Raw genomic sequence first — 15,763 nt, 5'->3', positions numbered from 1 at the left:
ATTCTTTCCGACCGTTACTGACTGTTCCTAAAGCTATACGCAGGCGGCACGCCTGCCCCTCAATAAAAATGCCGGACGATGAGGAGATGCCGCCTGAACGAGCGGTCGAACCCTCAACCCTCGGCGCTCGCAGATGTTCCCGCGAGCAATTCCCGGAGCCTGGTCCGCGCTCGATAGAGGCGCGTTTCGACTGTTTTCTCGCTGACCCGCAAAATGACCGCTGTTTCGGCCTGGCTGACCTCGTCGACACCGCGGAGGAGCAACACTTCGCGCAAATTCTGCGGCAGCTGATCGATCGCCCCGCGAACCCTGGCGAGCTCTCGCCTGTCGGTCGCCGCGGAATCGGGCCCAGGACCATCGCTTGCTACGTGATGCGCATTTTCGAGCGGGAGCGCGCGGGAGAAAAAGGCGCGCACCTTTCGCCGTCGTGCCCAGTCGCGACATTTGTTGAGCGCGATACGGGCGATCCATGTGCGGAAGGGGCGTTCGCCATCATAGCGATCGAGCGCCGAAAAGCCGGAGACGAACGTCTCCTGCGTCAAATCCATCGCCTCGTCGGCATCGCCGATCTGCTTTACGATGAGCCGGTAGACGCCCGTTTTGTAACGGCGCAGCAACTCGCGATAGGCGTCTTCGCGGTGCGCGCGCGCAAAGGCCGCCAGATCCTGGTCGCTACATTGCGATAGGTCGGCGCTCACCGCGCATCGGCGGTCAGCGCCTTGACCACGCTTTTGTCGAACATTTCCGCTTGATCGGGGTTGAGAACCCCGCGCATCGCGAAGAGATGCTGGAGCGTTTCCTTCTGCAATGTCCCCATCACCTCATGCGTCTCGTCGATCGCCTCGGTGACGCGCGGTCCATAGCCATGCTCGGCTTCGATCGCCTGCGCGAGCCGGACATTGGCGGCGCGCATCTCGAGTTCGAGCGCCTGGCGGCGACCGGCGAAGTCGGCTTCGATCCGCTCGAGTTTCTTTTCCTGCTCCGGGGTCAGGTCGAGTTGGCCGTGGAGAAGCGCATGAAGTTCGGTTTCGCTGGCTTTGGGCGCATCGGCTACCAGACGGCCGATGAACACGCCGGCAATCGCCGCGGCGAAGGCAATGAGCCCCAAGAGAAGAAGACGGCGCGACGGCATCGCTACTGTACATCCAGCAAGGTGGAAGGCACCAATGCGCTAGGCGGGCCGAATGGGGTCAGGGGGCTTGCCGCGACCGCCGGCTGGGAAATCGCACTCCCCGCAAAGACACCGCCGCCGAGCGAGACAAAGGCCGCGAGCGCCATCAGGCGGCGCATCGCTACCGCTTCGCGCCGGCGGATCGCCAATGCGCCCATGATGCGATCATCGAGCGCATCGAGCGCTGCGGGCAGATCGATCCTGTTCAAAATGCGAAGCTCCTTATCCATCGATCGTCTCTTCAAACCTTTCCATCATTGTACATACGCGCCGAAGCGCCTCACCCCTCACACCAGAATATTATTCCGGAATATTTGAGGGCCATGCCGATATCCTGCGTATTAGCAGGACAGACACGCATTTGGAGGTGTTCATGTTCAAGTCTCTTCTCCCCTCTGCAGCGGCGGCTTTCGCTCTGCTTCTCATGCCGGCCACGGCAAGCGCGCACACCAAGCTCGTCAGCTCGACGCCCGCCGCCAATTCGACCGTTTCGAAGGTCACGTCGGTCAATCTTCAGTTCAACGAAAAGATCGTCGCCTCGACCCTCAAGACCGAGCTGGTCATGACCGGCATGCCCGGCATGGCCAATCATGCCCCGATGAAGGTGCCTTACTCGTCGATGATGGGCAAAGAGGGCAAGTCGGCGATGCTGATGCTCAAGCGGCCGCTGACAGCCGGAACCTACAAGGTCACATGGTCGGCGGCGGGCGCTGATACCCACCGCATGGGCAGCGAATTCAGCTTCACCGTAAAGTAAAAGACGGTGGGGGACCCCGTTCTGATCGGCATCAGGTTCGCACTTTATGCGGACCTGATGCTCATCGCCGGCCTTGCTGCGTTCCCGCTTTTTGCGCTGACACGGAGCGAACGCCTTGCGCCGCAGTCGATGATGGCCTCGATCTGGCGCGCAGAGCGATGGCTCTGCGCCGCCGGACTGCTTCTCTCCATCTTGGGGATGGGCGTGCTCGCGGCTTCGATGCAGGGTGTGGGGCTCCTCTCCCTGGAACTCCAGCCTTTTTGGGACCTTGTTCGCGAGACCGAGGTCGGCACAGCCTGGGTCTACCGGAGCGCAGCGCTGCTGCTCGCGCTGGGAGTCGCGATCTGGATGGTCCGCTGGCCGACAACTTCGGCCGCCGTACTCGCGGCCGCGGGCTCGGTGGCCGTCGCGAGTCTGGTCTGGTCCGGCCACGCCGGCGCGACCGAAGGCGCCGCAGGCACCGTGCACCGGATCAGCGACATCTTGCACCTGATTGCAGCGGCGGTCTGGATCGGCGCGATCGGCGCCTTCCTGATCCTGATCTCACCACGTCGTGTCCGCGAATGGCCGGGCGGACTCCAAATTGCGGCGCGGAGCCTCGATCAATTCTCGCGCGTCGGTACGATCTGCGTCCTCGTCATCGCCGCCACCGGCCTCGTCAACAGCCAGATGATCGTCGGCGCCGAGAATCTCGGCCGTTCCCTCGGCTCGCCCTATGGACAATTGCTTCTCGCCAAGCTTGCGCTGTTCGGACTGATGCTGGCGCTCGCGGCGGCGAACCGCTGGCGGCTGACCCCGGCGCTCGCGGCCGCCGTCCCGGGGACCGATACCGACAATGTCGACGCCGACCCCGACCTCGCGATTGCAGCCATGCGCAGAAGCCTCATCATCGAAGCGTCGGCCGCGCTCGCCATACTCGCGCTGGTTGCCTGGTTCGGTACGCTCGAACCCTTCGTCACCGCCGATCCGGTTTGACCCCAAGCACCGCCTCTTGGTCGGGTTCGATCATGCTCGGGACCGGCTGGGCGCTCATTGACGCGCGCATCGGGAGCAGCCGTCCCCATAACCATGTGGCGCACCAGATCAGCCTCGCCATCGAACGCGACCTCGAAATTTCCGGTGATGCCGACCTGATAGTTCCCGCCGGACACGCCATTGCGATAGCGTCGCATGTCCGGCACCGCCTCGGGCCGCCGGGCGCCCTCGTGCGGTCATTTTATCTCGACCCGCTTTTTCGTGCCGGCACCCGGCTGTCCGCCGGATCGGCGCCTGTCCTGTTGACGCCGATAGAGACAGCCGGACTAGGTGACATCGCAAGCGGCGCGGACGCGAAGCGCTGGGCGTCCGACTATCTCGACCGCTCGCAGGCGCGTCCGGTGGATGCCCGCCTGTCCGAAGTGCTCGCGGCCCCTGACGATTTGTCGACCGCGCGCGCCTTGGCCGACGTCGCCTGCCTTTCGCCCTCGCGCCTCCGCGAAATCGTCAGCCGCGACTTCGGCGTGCCTCCGGCCAAATTGCTGCAATGGCTCCAGCTTCAACGCGCCGTGCGGACGCTGGTCGGCGGCGGAGGTCTTGCCGACGCCGCGGCGGCGGGAGGCTTCGCCGATCAGTCGCACTTCACGCGCCGCTGCGCTCAATGGCTAGGCGTGACGCCTTCGGCCGGCCTTAGTGCCTTCGCGTTCGAAATCGTGCCCTGAGCCGGATGCGCCTCGCACCGCGTCGCCCCGGCGAAACATTCAAGACTGCCGCGCCTGTTTGCCCTTAAGCGTCTCGTCGAGACCGGCGATTGCGGCCGCAATCCGGCGGCAAGCCAAAGCGTCGAAAGGAGACGGCCATGCCCGACCCGAAACCCGTAGCAAGATCCTACACGCCAGCGGCAGGATATCACTTCCTGACGCCCTTTTATGATTTCGGCGTCGCGGTGACAACGCGCGAGCGCGTGTGGCGCGACCGTCTCGTTCGCCATATGGCGCTCGGCGAGGGTGACGTCATTCTCGATATCGGCTCGGGTACGGGAAATCTTGCGCTGGCGATCGCTCGCCATAGCCGGGACGTCCGCTATCTTGGTTTCGACCCCGACGAGGCAGCGACGCGAATTGCCCGAACGAAGACCGCGCAGATTGTTCCACCGCCGGAGTTTCGAGTTGGCTTTTTCGCGGCTTCGGCGATCGATGACTGGCCCCCGCCTGCCAAGATTGCGATCTGCCTCGTCCTTCATCAGGTCGGGCTTGAGGAAAAGGCACGTCTGCTACGCGAGGCCCGGCAGGTGCTCGCGCCGGGCGGCAAACTCTATGTTGCCGACTATGGGGAACAGCGCAGCCGCCTCATGCGGTTGTTGTTCCGCCTCACGATCCAGCAGCTCGACGGCGTCCAGGACACCCAGCCCAACGCCGATGGATTGCTCCCGGTGCTGATGAGAGAGGCAGGCTTTTGCGATGTTCGCGAGCTTGAGACGTTCCGCACGCCAACCGGTGCGATCGGGATCATCGAGGCCCGAAAGCCCGGGACCTGACGGCACGGGGCAAAGAAAATCCAAGGGATAACCGCTCTTCTTGCGTATCGATAGAAGCGGCTCCATTCTGGAACCGCCAGGAACGACGCCAACGGCGAACTCGACCGGTGGCGTTTGGACCGCCCCGCCGCGAGGCGGGCATCCGACACATACGGGAGCGGCGGCGATGCACGATCATCAGGGCGCAGAAAAAGGCAGCGGGAGCACGACTGATCCGGTCTGCGGCATGATGGTCGATCCGGCCACCACACCTCATATCGCGACGCATAGCGGCAAGCATCACTATTTCTGCAGCGCAGGCTGCCTCGCCAAATTCGAGGCCGATCCCGATCTTTATGCCGCAAAACGCGAGCCGGCCGCAGCCGATGCACCCGAAGGCGCCATCTGGACCTGCCCGATGCATCCCGAGATCCAGCGCGCCGGCCCCGGAAGCTGCCCGATCTGCGGCATGGCACTCGAGCCCGTCATGCCGACAGCATCGGGCGGCCCCAGCGAAGAATATCGCGATATGCGGCGGCGCTTCTGGATCGGGCTCCTTCTCGCACTCCCGGTGGTTGCGCTCGAAATGGGCGGCCATCTGACAGGCCTCCACCAATATGTCGGCCGCCAGACGAACAACTGGGTCCAGATGCTGCTCGCGACCCCCGTCGTTCTATGGGCGGGCTGGCCCTTCTTCGAGCGCGCCTGGCTCTCGATCCGCAACAAGAGCCTCAACATGTTCACCCTCATTGCGATGGGGACGGGCGTTGCCTGGGGCTACAGCATGATCGCGGCGATTCTCCCGCAAATCTTCCCGGCAGCCTTCCGCGCCGCCGATGGCTCGGTCGCGGTCTATTTCGAGGCCGCCGCGGTCATCACGGTGCTGGTGCTACTCGGGCAGGTGCTCGAACTCAGGGCCCGCGAGACGACGAGCGGCGCGATCCGCGCGCTCCTTGACCTGACACCGAAGCTCGCCCGGCGCGTCCGCAGCGATGGAAGCGACGAGGAGGTAGCGCTCGAGGAAGTCGCGGTCGGCGACATGCTGCGCATCCGTCCGGGCGAAAAAGTCCCCGTCGATGGCATCGTCGTAGAAGGCCGCGGCACGGTCGACGAATCGATGGTCACGGGCGAATCGATGCCGGTGACCAAGGCGGCCGGCGCGGCGCTGATCGGCGGAACGATCAACCAGACGGGCGGCCTGCTCATGCGCAGCGAGAAGGTCGGGCGCGACACGATGCTCGCGCGGATCGTACAAATGGTCGCCGACGCGCAGCGCAGCCGGGCGCCGATCCAGCGTCTCGCCGATACCGTTTCGGGCTGGTTCGTGCCCGGCGTCATCGTCGTCGCCATTGTCGCTTTCGTTGTTTGGTCGCTTCTGGGGCCCGCGCCCGCCATGGCCTATGGCCTTATCGCCGCCGTCTCGGTGCTCATCATCGCCTGTCCCTGCGCGCTCGGCCTCGCGACGCCAATGTCAATCATGGTCGGCGTGGGGCGCGGCGCCGAAGCCGGCGTGCTGATCAAAAATGCCGAGGCGCTTGAGCGGATGGAGAAGGTCGACACGCTCGTCGTCGATAAGACCGGGACGCTGACCGAAGGCAGACCCTCGGTCGTCGCCATCGAAGTCGCCGGCGGCTTCGAGGAGCAGGATCTGCTCCGGATTGCCGCGAGCCTCGAGCGCAGCAGCGAACATCCATTGGCGGCCGCGATCGTCAAGGCCGCCGAGGACCGGGGCCTCGCGCTGGTCGAGCCATCGGGGGTCGACCAGCCGGTCGGCAAGGGTATCGTCGGGGTCGTCGACGACAAGGCGATAGTCCTCGGCAATGCGAGCTTTCTTGAAGAATATGACGTCGATCTGGGCGCGCTCACCGAGGCAGCCGACCGCCTTCGCACAGACGGCGCGACGGCGATTTACATCGCGGTCAATGGCAAGGCGGCCGGGGTCATCGCCATCGCCGACCCCGTCAAGGAAACGACGGGCGACGCGCTCGCTGCGCTGCGCGAAGCCGGAATCAAGGTCATCATGCTCACCGGCGACAATCGCGTCACCGCCGAGGCGATCGCGCGGCGCCTCGGCATCGACGACGTCGAGGCCGATGTCCTCCCCGACCAGAAGAGCGCGGTCGTGCAGCGGCTGCGCGAAGAGGGCCGGATCGTCGCCATGGCCGGCGACGGGGTCAACGACGCCCCCGCGCTCGCCGCCGCCGACGTCGGCATCGCGATGGGCTCGGGAACCGATGTCGCCATCGAAAGCGCGGGTGTGACGCTACTGCGCGGCGACCTTCTGGGCATCGTGCGGGCGCGGCATCTCAGCCATGCGACGATGGCGAACATCCGTCAGAATCTCTTCTTCGCTTTCGCCTATAATGTCGCCGGGATTCCCGTCGCTGCGGGCGTGCTCTATCCGATTTTCGGACTATTGCTCTCGCCGGTCATTGCCGCCGCTGCAATGGCACTCTCGTCCGTCAGCGTCATTGCCAATTCTTTGCGGCTGCGCTTTGCCAGAATCTGATCGAAACCACGGGAGGCACTCGTGAAGTGTCGGCACAACAAGGGGAAATGATATGAGACGACTGACGATTACAGCAATCGCATTGGCCATGCTGGTGGCCGTCCCGGCTCAGGCGACCGAGCCTGCGGATTTTCAGGGCGCGGCGGCAGCGCTCGCGCAGTATAAATCGGCGATGGAGAAACTGGACCTGACCGGCGTCGAGGCCCTCTTTTCGCCAGACGCCCAGATATTCGAATCCGGCGGCGTTGAAGGGAATTTCGCCCACTATCGCGACCATCACCTGGGTCCCGAACTCAAGGAATTCAAATCCTTCACCTTCCGCAATTACAAGATTTCGGTTCGCGGCGAAGGAAATATCGCGATCGCAACCGAGACCTACAGCTTCTCGATTGTGCTCGCGAGCGGCGAGACCATCGAACGGGATGGCGTCGCTACGAGTGTCCTCAAACAGGACAACGGAAAGTGGCAGATCTTCAATCTCCACAGCTCCTCACGCAAGCCGAAGGTGCGACCGGCGGGTGGCAGCTGAGCGGGCAAAAAAGGGGCTAGTCCTCACGATCTCTCCGAACCCACACCTAGCAGGACGCATGAGCCCGAGCGGGTGTGGGCACCCTGAAATGGCTCGTCGCGGCAAGTACGGAAACGCCTGCCTCGTCTGTGACAAGGGCAAAGCTGTTGGGGTGCGTATCATCTGTTGAACAGCCGCCGCATTGCGTTCGGCTGCAAAGCTCAAGGCCTGTTATGCGGGAGATAGATAATGGAGCGATTTCGAACTTTCGATTTCCGAAAGCATATGCCGAGCGTGACGTTCACGCTGCTGGCGGTGGCCCTGATAGCGGGCGCGGGTGCGATCACCGTCTATCTCGGCCTATATAATATAGCGGCCGATGCCCCCCATAACCGGCTGACTTACAGCGTCATCGAAACATTCAGGGAGAAGTCCATCGCAGCGCGATCCGGATCGATCGCGGTGCCGGCAGATTTGGCGGCTCCGGCGCGGATCGCGTCGGGCGCAGGTCTCTATACCGAGATGTGCAGCGGCTGCCATCTCGCGCCCGGGATGGAAAAGACCGAAATGAGTCAAGGGCTGTATCCGCAAGCGCCCGTCTTGTTCAAAGGTTCGGAACGTTCGGCTGCGGAGCAATTCTGGATCATCAAGCATGGCATCAAGATGACCGCCATGCCGGCCTGGGGGAAAACGCATGATGATCGTCTCATCTGGGATATGGTCGCGTTTGTCCGAAAACTCCCTGGCCTGTCGCCGGCACAATATCAGGCTATTACGCAGAATGCGCCAATGGACCATGACGCGATGATGAAGGGCATGACAGAGGCGGAAGGCGCGAGTCAGAAACCAAGCGGAGCGGGCGAACACGCAGGGCACTGAGGTCGTCGACAATTATGCAGCGCCGGGCGTGAACGGGCTCGTTTCGACCTTCCATTCCCGCCCACCTTGCCGGTGGGACGGAAGGTTTCGCCTTTCGCTAAGGGCCGAATCGAGCGAACTGTCTTGGCCGGCAAGCCGCAGGTGGAAAACAGCAATTCGGAATGGATCAAGCGGGGGCTATAAACATGAAGCGCGACCTTGTTCGCGAACTGATCGAGCGCTGGCGCGGCGATTCCGGCTCGACCTATCAAAGCTGGTTCCTGTGGGAGGAGCGACTGAAGAATTTTCGGTCGATCAGAAGAGGCATCTCGCAGGTCGTCGCCGAAATTGAGGCCGGCACCTTCGGAGCGGCATATCGGGGCTCGTCATTGGAGATCATTGTTCATTCAATCGCCGAGCAACGACAGATTTTCAAAGGTGCGGATCATGCTTTCTTGTGGAAGCCCAAACTCCGAATCCCGGACATCTACGAGAACGCCGACAATCAACGAGCTTTTGGCAGACTTCTTCACCATTGCTCCTGTTGCGATACCGCCGAGGAGGTCGTCGCCGGGATCCTCGCAATCGATAGACAGAAGATCAAGGGGTTGGGTCCTGCGGTGGCCAACATTCTCTATTTTCTGCATCCCACTCTTGTGCCTCCGTTCAATACGGCAATCGTAAAGGGCTACAACGCGCTAACGGGTGCGAATGTGAAGCTTGGCAGTTGGGAGCATTTTCTCGCGATGCGCGCGGGCATTCTGGATCTCAACGATCGCTACCGGGATCTTCTTTCCAACGATTTGGGGGCGATAGGAGGGCTGCTGTTCGATATCGGATCGGGACGGTTTCCAGCCCCACCGCTCAGCGGTTCGAGCGAAAATGCGCGCGATTGGATGGCCTTGCTGAATGAAACGCGCTCACAGTCCGACAAGTTCGATAAGGGGCTTGCAAATCAGAAAGAGACCGACCGGACGCATAGCGAAGTCCAATCCTGGCTTCGGGACCTCGGGCTTGCACTTGGATATGACGTCTGGGTAGCGGCAAATGACCGGGGGCGCCTTCATGAGGGTGTGCCGCTCGGGTCTCGATGCCTCGATAGCTTGCCGCATGCCATCGCAACCGCTCAAGGAAGCGATGCCATAAGACTGATCGACATCTTATGGCTCGAGCAATCGACGGCTACGGTCGCGGCGGCATTCGAAGTGGAGCATTCGACATCCATTTATTCCGGAATTGTCCGCATGCTTGATCTCGCGCTGAGCAGCGAGAATCTTCATTTGTCGACGCCACTTTTCCTGGTTGCACCCGATGCGCGAGAAGCCGATGTCCGCGCTCAGCTCCGACGCCCGGCTTTCAGCCGGATCGGTGATCTCGACATTTCCTACCTGCCCTACGCCGAGCTCGAACAGAACAGGGTCGCCATTGCCCGCTTCGGTACGGGCCTGAAGGCGATCAAGGCGATCTCCCATCCATTGCCGTGAGGCAGCCGACGACGCGTAGGCCTCCGAAAGCAGTTGGTCTTTGCATCCTCGCGGCGTCACAGGGAAAGCCGGGCATCGAAATCGCGCGCGCTACCGACGTTCAGGATGGGACTAGCCCGTATCTGTTCGTGCCATCTTACTGCCCGGCTCATCGTGCCATCAGCAGGGCCGTTCAAGTAACGGCGCCGGTGAGAACAGGGACATATCATGTCCTGCGTTCAGAGGAAGTATTCCCCCCGGGCGCAAGCGCCCAGGGGGACCGACGACCGTAGGGGAGTCGCCGGGGGACCTCGCAGGACGAGGAACCTCAGAAAAAGTAGCGCAGCTGCAGTCCATACTGGCGCGGCTCGCCGTAGATGTAGAGCGGAAGAGTAGGGTTCGAGACACCCGTCGCGTCCGTCCCGATCGTACTATAGCTCACATAGCGCTCGTTGGTGAGATTTCGGCCATAAAGCGCAATTTCCCACGCTTCGCTCGCCGGCTGCCATGTGACACGCCCATTTATAAGGGTCGTGGCGTTTCCGGAAAAAAGCGGATTGTTGCTGGGCTTGAAAAAGACGCTGTCGCGCCAGGAGATATCGGTCCGTAATGTCAGCATTCCGCCGCCCAGGGAGGCCTTATATTCTCCGCCGAAAGTGATGTTCCACTTCGGCGCGTTCGGCAGCCGCTTGCCCTTGAGGCTTGCGCCGACGTCGTCAAAATAGACATCGTAGCGCGCATCGAGATAAGCGATCGTGGATGTAAGCGTCAGGCGATCGAACGGCCGTGCCATCAGTTCCGCTTCAACGCCCTTGATCGTCGCCTTGCCGGCGTTGGTGGTACTGGCAACGCCATTATTATACTCGACCACCTGAAGATTGGTGTAATCATAATAGAAGGCGGAAAAATTAGCTCGAAGCCGGCGATCGAGGAGCGTCGACTTCAGGCCGACTTCGTAGCTCCAGACATACTCCGGGAGGAAAGGCCGCCCGTCTCCCAGCTGGAATCCACCCGATTTGAACCCGCGGGTTGCCGACGCATAAGCCATGACGTCATCGGCAAGGTCGTAATCGATCCCAATTTTCGGAGTCCAGGCGGTCCAGGATGATTTGGGCTGACCGTGACGTGACCCCCAGCTTTCCTCCAGCTGAGATTAGAGCCGGGCGGTTGTTTTGCGCATCAGCGCGGTTGAAGCAATGGGCTGCGTAGCGGAGCCCGGAGGGCGTAGCGAAGCAGGCCATTGCTTATTCAGTTCAGCGGCGAACGCCGCCGGGGTTGCGTAGCCAAGGGACGAGTGTGGTCTCTCCCGGTTGTAATCCTCGACCCAGGCAGCGATCTCGACCCGAGCATGGGCAAGACTCATGAACAGGGTCTCATTCAGCAGCTCGTCGCGCATGCGACCGTTAAAGCTTTCCACGTAGCCGTTCTGCATCGGCTTGCCCGGGGCGATGTAATGCCACTCCACGCCGCTCTGGCCGCACCATGCGAGCACGGCATTGCTGGTGAGCTCGGTGCCATTATCGCTGACGATCATCCCCGGCTTGCCGCGCTGTGCGATCAGCTCGGTCAGCTCGCGCACGACACGGCGCCCCGAGATCGAGGTGTCGGGCACCGCTGCCAGGCACTCCCGGGTCACGTCATCGACCACGTTGAGAACGCGGAATCGCCTGCCCGACGCCATCTGGTCATGAACGAAGTCGAGGCTCCAGCGCTGGTTCGCCAGTGCCAGCACCGGAGCAGGTGCCCTCGTGCCGACAGCACGCTTGCGGCTGCGTCGCCGCCTCACCGCCAGACCTTCTTCCTTGTAGAGCCGCTGGGTCTTCTTCCGGTTGATCATCACGCCTTCCCGGCGCAGCAGGATATGCAAACGGCGATAGCCGAACCGTCGACGCTGGTTGGCCAGCCCGCGCAGCTTCTCGCGCAGAGCAGTGTCATCGTCCCGGGTGGAACGATAGCGCACGCTCTTGCGATCGGCATCGATGACACGGCACGCCCGCCGTTCGCTCATCCCGTGGCACGCCTGCAGATGAGCGACAGCTTCCCGCTTCGCGGCGGGCGTCAAAACTTTTTTGCCAGAAGATCCTTCAACGCAGCCTGGTCCAGCATTGCATCGGCCAGAAGCCGCTTGAGCCTGGCGTTCTCGCTCTCGAGCTCTCGCAGGCGCCGGGCCTCGGATACCTCTAGGCCGCCATACTTGGCCTTCCAGTTATAGATCGTCGCTTCAGACACACCGTGCCGCCGGGCGAGATCAGCGGTCTTCGCGCCCGCTTCTGCCTCCTTCAGCACCCCAATGATCTGCTCTTCTGAAAACCTTGCACGCTTCATCGTCTGTCCTTCCTTCAGGCCAGACTCTAATCGTTCGTGGAGGAAAATCAGGGGGTCACGTCAACCGGCATCGACCTGATTTCCGTTCAGCAGGACACGATATCCGAAATCCTTTTTTTCGTATGAGTATCGAAGCCCTCCGGTCAATCGCAGGCGGTCGATGAGTTCGTAGCTTGCTTGTCCGAAGAGCGCGAATGCATTCGTCGTATTGTTTTCCGGGATCGCGAGCCGACGACCCGGTTCGATGATCCGTATTTCGTCGTTGCCCTTTTCATTCAGATAGAATGCTCCGACGATCCAGCGCAGCTTGTCCGCATCGTTGTTGAGAAGTTGGAACTCTTGCGTGAAACTGCGGGAACGTTCGTAAAATTCGATATCGCGGAGGAAGAGGTCAGTCGAGTCAACGTCGAGCGCCTGGACGACCTTGCTCTTGCGCAGCGCCGTAATCGAGCGGAGCGTGACCGGGCCGCCGTCCCAGTTCATGGTCGAGGACACGCCCCAGGCATCGACATCGTAACGCGGCAGGCGGTCGAGTGCGGCCTCTTTGTCATTGGCCGGGATCGTCGCCCCCGCATCGACGAAGCCTTGCGGATAAAAGGGCCGAACAGACCGCGCGCCGGTCTCGCGATCACGGCTGGCATCCGCCCGCAACACGATCTCAAGACGGTCGCTCGCGTCAATCGCAAGCGTCAGTCGTCCAGCGAGATTATCTTCGTTTTGGTATCGCCGTCCCGAGACGACGTCGCGGTAGATGCCGTCGCGCTGGTTGGCAAGCAAGGTGAGGCGGCCTCGGACGCCCGCTCCAAGCGGTCCAGAAATCGTGCCGCTCAGCGAGCGCTTCTCGTAATTTCCGACGGTGAGCCCCAGCGCGCCAGTCAAATCCTCCGTAGGCATTTTGGAAATGATGTTGAGTGTGCCGCCGGCGGAGTTGCGACCGAAGAGAACGCCTTGCGGTCCGCGCAGCACCTCGATGCGTTCGACGTCGAACAAATCCTGATAGCTTGTGGTCGGGCGCGAGATGTAGACGCCGTCATAATGGACTGTCGTGCTGGGGTCGGTCGCAACGCCGAACGCCGAGGTGCCAATTCCACGAATATTGATGATCGCCATGGAATCGTTGGTGATCGACACGCCCGGCACAAAAAATTGGAGGTCTTCGACGTTTGATATGCCCGTTGCCGTAAGCGCCTCGCCGGTCATCGCTGTCACCGAGACGGGAACGGACTGCAGATTTTCCTCGCGCTTCTCCGCCGTTACGATGATCTCGGCGAGGCCGTCCGACTGGGCTTCCTGAGCCTGCGCGGGAAACGCGACCGCCACCGCAATCGCCGCCATCGAGCTTCGCTGCATTGCGCGCTTCGTCGACGAATAACAGTATAATTTGTTCATTATGCTTCCCCTGTTTCGAAGAACTGCCCTTTCGCGCAGCCCAAATGAGTTTCGGGGAAGTCGAGGACAAAAACATGCATGCCCGGAAACCGCTGCTTACGGCTTCCGAGTTCAAGCACCCAACATCCCCTACTGACATTGATTACGCACCAGAACGACTCATCCCTCAAAAATGGTTCGGGCGACGTAAAACCATTGGAATTGGGCTCCCCGATTTGTTCAGATCGCCAGGATGAAGTTGATCCGGAACGCCCAAAGGCTCCTACCTTCATCCAGAAGCGGCGCTTTTCGCTTCTGCCCCTCGTCGGAGCCTTGGTCGGCGCCGTGCACGTGACGCAATCGCTCGCTTGACCCTATGGTCAGGTCTTCCCCGTGGAAGCCTATTTGTTCGCTCTGATGCCGGTCCTAGCCGCGGAGATTCGATGGCGCCTGACCCAGGCACTTCGGACGGCCGTCGCAACTCCGGACGCGGCAGCGGCGAGACCTGCGGCTGCGATCCGCGCTAGCCTTCTGCTCGATGTCGCAGCCGGAATTACCATCCCATCGCTTGTAGCCGGGATGCTGGAACCATTTGCGACCGATTGACACCAGTTGGGAGGTGAGACCGGCCGTCAGCACCATCCGCCGCCAAGGCCAGTCGGGCTAGACCTGCTCGAACGCCGCTATGATCGGGCAGTGGAGCGTGTCGGCGGCAGCGCATTGGCGCGACAGGCCCATGAGCGCGCGCCGCGCCGCATCGAGTTCGGCGATCGTCTTTTCGATCGCCGCGATGCGCGCATCGGCCAGTTCGCGCGCTCGCGCGCGATCGCTCGACGCGTCGAGTTCGAGCAGTTCGGCGATCTCGGTGAGCGTAAATCCCGCTGCTTGTGCCGATTTGATGAAGCGCAGACGGCGCAGAACCGCCTCGTCGTAACGCCGGACTCGGCCTTCCGACGGGGCGCTGGCCGACTGAGGCGGAACGGGCAACAGGCCGCGGCGTTGGTAATAGCGGATCGTCTCGACATTGACGCCGCCCTGCCGGGCAAGCTGGCCGATGGTCATGTCACGCAAGGCCTTGACTCCGTACTATGGTACGGAGCCTATATAGCGGGAAGCGATCGGGAATCAAGAAAGGCGAATCGATGAATATGCAGGTTCAGCGCGCGAACGAAAGCGCGCCAGCGCACACTGGTGCGGCGGTTTCGGGCAAGCCGCGGGCGACCATCTATCGCATGGTGATGGAGCAGCATATCTGCCCCTATGGCCTGAAGGCGCTGCATCTGTTGCGCAGCCGCGGCTATGACGTCGAGGATGTCTGGCTGACGACCCGCGAGGAAACCGACGCATTCAAGGCGAAACATGGCGTCGCGACGACGCCGCAGACCTTCATCGAAGGCGAGCGGATCGGCGGTCTTGACGATCTGAGGCGCCATCTCGGTCTGAAAGTCCGCGATCCTAAGGCGCTTACCTATAAGCCCGTCATCGCGCTCTTCTCTATCACCGCGCTGATGGCGCTGGCCGCCAGCCAAGCGGTGTCGGGCACGCCCTTCACAATCCGTGCCGCCGAATGGTTTATCGGGTTCAGCATGGCGTTGCTTGCCTTCCTCAAGCTCCGCGACATCGAGAGCTTCTCGAGCATGTTCCTGAACTATGACTTGCTCGCCAAACGCTGGGTACCCTATGCTACCATCTATCCCTTTGCGGAGGGTCTTGCCGGCATCCTGATGATTTCTGGCGCGCTGAACTGGATATCGATTCCGGTGGCGCTGTTCATCGGGATCATCGGCGCCGTGTCGGTGTTCAAGGCGGTGTATATCGACAAGCGCGAACTCAAATGCGCCTGCGTCGGCGGCGACAGCAATGTGCCGCTGGGTTTCATCTCACTGACCGAAAATCTGATGATGATCGCCATGGCGCTGTGGATGCTGGTCGCGCCCGCCGCCATGACAATGGGCCATTCTTAACGGGTCCGGCGTAACCACGACGGGACAGTCGGCGAACAAGTGAGCGGGATCTCCACCCCGGTTTAGATTGACGCCAAGTTTGACAAGGATCATGCTTCGACCGTGAAACGCTGGCTCACCTTTCTACTTCTTGTCGGAGCCTTACTCGGCCTTCTGGCGCAGGAGACCGCATTCGCCTCGGCGCCCGCGCTCCCGTCGGCCGAGACGGCGTTCGCGGCGGCGATGAGCGACGAATGCGCGGAGATGATGGGGATTAAAAAATCCCAGAAGAGCGCTCCGTGCAAGGGCCTCACGCTCGACTGCATCGCCAAGATGGGCTGCGCGCTACCGCCCGCCGTCGTCTCTCCGG

At 61.9% G+C, this 15,763-nt stretch carries 16 protein-coding genes; 9 read left to right on the top strand and 7 right to left on the bottom strand.

The window, feature by feature from the left end:
• Window positions 1-113 precede the first annotated feature (113 nt).
• From NP825_RS18660 to NP825_RS18650, 3 genes are read right to left on the bottom strand one after another with little or no spacing between them, the layout of a single operon-like run.
• Complete coding sequence (locus tag NP825_RS18660) at window positions 114-698, bottom strand: RNA polymerase sigma factor (protein WP_003046398.1); 585 nt, start codon at window positions 696-698, stop codon at window positions 114-116.
• A complete protein-coding gene (locus NP825_RS18655; protein ID WP_003046401.1) occupies window positions 695-1,132 on the bottom strand; it encodes a periplasmic heavy metal sensor in 438 nt (145 codons plus the stop codon). The genes NP825_RS18660 and NP825_RS18655 overlap by 4 nt, the downstream gene beginning before the upstream one ends.
• 2 nt (window positions 1,133-1,134) lie before the next feature.
• Window positions 1,135-1,401 carry a hypothetical protein gene (locus NP825_RS18650; RefSeq protein ID WP_003046403.1) on the bottom strand — a complete coding sequence of 89 codons (267 nt, stop codon included), beginning with the start codon at window positions 1,399-1,401 and terminating at the stop codon, window positions 1,135-1,137.
• Window positions 1,402-1,544: 143 nt separating this feature from the next.
• Here NP825_RS18650 and copC point away from each other — a divergent pair, with 143 nt between their 5' ends.
• The 8 genes from copC (at window position 1,545) to NP825_RS18610 (ending at window position 9,778) form a co-directional block, all read left to right on the top strand.
• The gene (gene copC, locus NP825_RS18645; RefSeq protein WP_011542702.1) at window positions 1,545-1,928 is read left to right on the top strand and encodes a copper homeostasis periplasmic binding protein CopC; all 384 of its coding nucleotides are present in this window, start codon (window positions 1,545-1,547) and stop codon (window positions 1,926-1,928) included.
• Window positions 1,929-1,934: 6 nt separating this feature from the next.
• Entirely contained in the window at window positions 1,935-2,903 is a 969-nt protein-coding gene (gene copD, locus NP825_RS18640; protein WP_003046408.1) for a copper homeostasis membrane protein CopD, read from the top strand.
• Between the two features lie 32 nt (window positions 2,904-2,935).
• Complete coding sequence (locus NP825_RS18635) at window positions 2,936-3,625, top strand: AraC family transcriptional regulator (protein WP_003046411.1); 690 nt, start codon at window positions 2,936-2,938, stop codon at window positions 3,623-3,625.
• 137 nt (window positions 3,626-3,762) lie between these two features.
• Window positions 3,763-4,440, top strand: coding sequence for a class I SAM-dependent methyltransferase (locus tag NP825_RS18630; RefSeq protein ID WP_003046415.1), 678 nt, complete (start codon window positions 3,763-3,765; stop codon window positions 4,438-4,440).
• 166 nt (window positions 4,441-4,606) lie between these two features.
• Window positions 4,607-6,928: a heavy metal translocating P-type ATPase gene (locus NP825_RS18625; protein WP_037553293.1), complete on the top strand. Its 2,322-nt coding sequence runs from the start codon at window positions 4,607-4,609 to the stop codon at window positions 6,926-6,928.
• Window positions 6,929-6,980: 52 nt separating this feature from the next.
• On the top strand, window positions 6,981-7,457 hold the full coding sequence (locus tag NP825_RS18620) for a DUF4440 domain-containing protein (RefSeq protein WP_037553291.1): 477 nt from the start codon (window positions 6,981-6,983) through the stop codon (window positions 7,455-7,457).
• 264 nt (window positions 7,458-7,721) lie between these two features.
• Window positions 7,722-8,315 carry a cytochrome c gene (locus tag NP825_RS18615; protein ID WP_223181176.1) on the top strand — a complete coding sequence of 198 codons (594 nt, stop codon included), beginning with the start codon at window positions 7,722-7,724 and terminating at the stop codon, window positions 8,313-8,315.
• 185 nt (window positions 8,316-8,500) lie between these two features.
• The gene (locus NP825_RS18610) at window positions 8,501-9,778 is read left to right on the top strand and encodes a hypothetical protein (RefSeq protein WP_037553287.1); all 1,278 of its coding nucleotides are present in this window, start codon (window positions 8,501-8,503) and stop codon (window positions 9,776-9,778) included.
• 307 nt (window positions 9,779-10,085) lie between these two features.
• Here NP825_RS18610 and NP825_RS18605 read toward each other — a convergent pair whose 3' ends face one another.
• The 4 genes from NP825_RS18605 to NP825_RS18590 all read right to left on the bottom strand — a co-directional run bounded on the left by NP825_RS18605 (window position 10,086) and on the right by NP825_RS18590 (window position 14,512).
• Window positions 10,086-10,904, bottom strand: a complete 819-nt coding sequence (locus NP825_RS18605; RefSeq protein ID WP_257551544.1) for a TonB-dependent receptor — start codon at window positions 10,902-10,904, stop codon at window positions 10,086-10,088.
• A 6-nt stretch (window positions 10,905-10,910) separates the two neighbouring features.
• A protein-coding gene (locus NP825_RS18600; RefSeq protein ID WP_257543877.1) for an IS3 family transposase occupies window positions 10,911-12,082 on the bottom strand; the annotation gives its coding sequence in 2 pieces (ribosomal slippage) (window positions 10,911-11,830 and window positions 11,830-12,082; 1,173 coding nt in all).
• 60 nt (window positions 12,083-12,142) lie between these two features.
• Window positions 12,143-13,417: a TonB-dependent receptor gene (locus tag NP825_RS18595; RefSeq protein WP_257546420.1), complete on the bottom strand. Its 1,275-nt coding sequence runs from the start codon at window positions 13,415-13,417 to the stop codon at window positions 12,143-12,145.
• Window positions 13,418-14,113: 696 nt separating this feature from the next.
• On the bottom strand, window positions 14,114-14,512 hold the full coding sequence (locus NP825_RS18590; protein WP_003046425.1) for a MerR family transcriptional regulator: 399 nt from the start codon (window positions 14,510-14,512) through the stop codon (window positions 14,114-14,116).
• A gap of 80 nt (window positions 14,513-14,592) precedes the next feature.
• Between NP825_RS18590 and NP825_RS18585 the strand changes: the two genes are divergently transcribed.
• Window positions 14,593-15,414: a MauE/DoxX family redox-associated membrane protein gene (locus NP825_RS18585; RefSeq protein WP_003046430.1), complete on the top strand. Its 822-nt coding sequence runs from the start codon at window positions 14,593-14,595 to the stop codon at window positions 15,412-15,414.
• Window positions 15,415-15,763 lie beyond the last annotated feature (349 nt).

Origin of the sequence: Sphingopyxis sp. DBS4 (assembly GCF_024628865.1) — a bacterium.
Lineage (GTDB): Bacteria > Pseudomonadota > Alphaproteobacteria > Sphingomonadales > Sphingomonadaceae > Sphingopyxis.
The sequence above is the reverse complement of the archived record's forward strand: the minus strand, read 5'-3'. Positions and strand labels throughout refer to the sequence as shown.

Excerpts from the sequence above, each read along its gene's own strand:
- NP825_RS18655 (WP_003046401.1), bottom strand. The coding sequence starts at position 1,132 with ATGCCGTCGCGCCGTCTTCTTCTCTTGGGGCTCATTGCCTTCGCCGCG.
- NP825_RS18610 (WP_037553287.1), top strand. The coding sequence starts at position 8,501 with ATGAAGCGCGACCTTGTTCGCGAACTGATCGAGCGCTGGCGCGGCGAT.
- NP825_RS18615 (WP_223181176.1), top strand. The coding sequence starts at position 7,722 with ATGCCGAGCGTGACGTTCACGCTGCTGGCGGTGGCCCTGATAGCGGGC.
- NP825_RS18595 (WP_257546420.1), bottom strand. The coding sequence starts at position 13,417 with ATGGCGGCGATTGCGGTGGCGGTCGCGTTTCCCGCGCAGGCTCAGGAA.
- NP825_RS18625 (WP_037553293.1), top strand. The coding sequence starts at position 4,607 with ATGCACGATCATCAGGGCGCAGAAAAAGGCAGCGGGAGCACGACTGAT.
- NP825_RS18650 (WP_003046403.1), bottom strand. The coding sequence starts at position 1,401 with ATGGATAAGGAGCTTCGCATTTTGAACAGGATCGATCTGCCCGCAGCG.
- NP825_RS18620 (WP_037553291.1), top strand. The coding sequence starts at position 6,981 with ATGAGACGACTGACGATTACAGCAATCGCATTGGCCATGCTGGTGGCC.
- NP825_RS18635 (WP_003046411.1), top strand. The coding sequence starts at position 2,936 with ATGCTCGGGACCGGCTGGGCGCTCATTGACGCGCGCATCGGGAGCAGC.
- copC (WP_011542702.1), top strand. The coding sequence starts at position 1,545 with ATGTTCAAGTCTCTTCTCCCCTCTGCAGCGGCGGCTTTCGCTCTGCTT.
- NP825_RS18585 (WP_003046430.1), top strand. The coding sequence starts at position 14,593 with ATGAATATGCAGGTTCAGCGCGCGAACGAAAGCGCGCCAGCGCACACT.
- NP825_RS18590 (WP_003046425.1), bottom strand. The coding sequence starts at position 14,512 with ATGACCATCGGCCAGCTTGCCCGGCAGGGCGGCGTCAATGTCGAGACG.
- NP825_RS18630 (WP_003046415.1), top strand. The coding sequence starts at position 3,763 with ATGCCCGACCCGAAACCCGTAGCAAGATCCTACACGCCAGCGGCAGGA.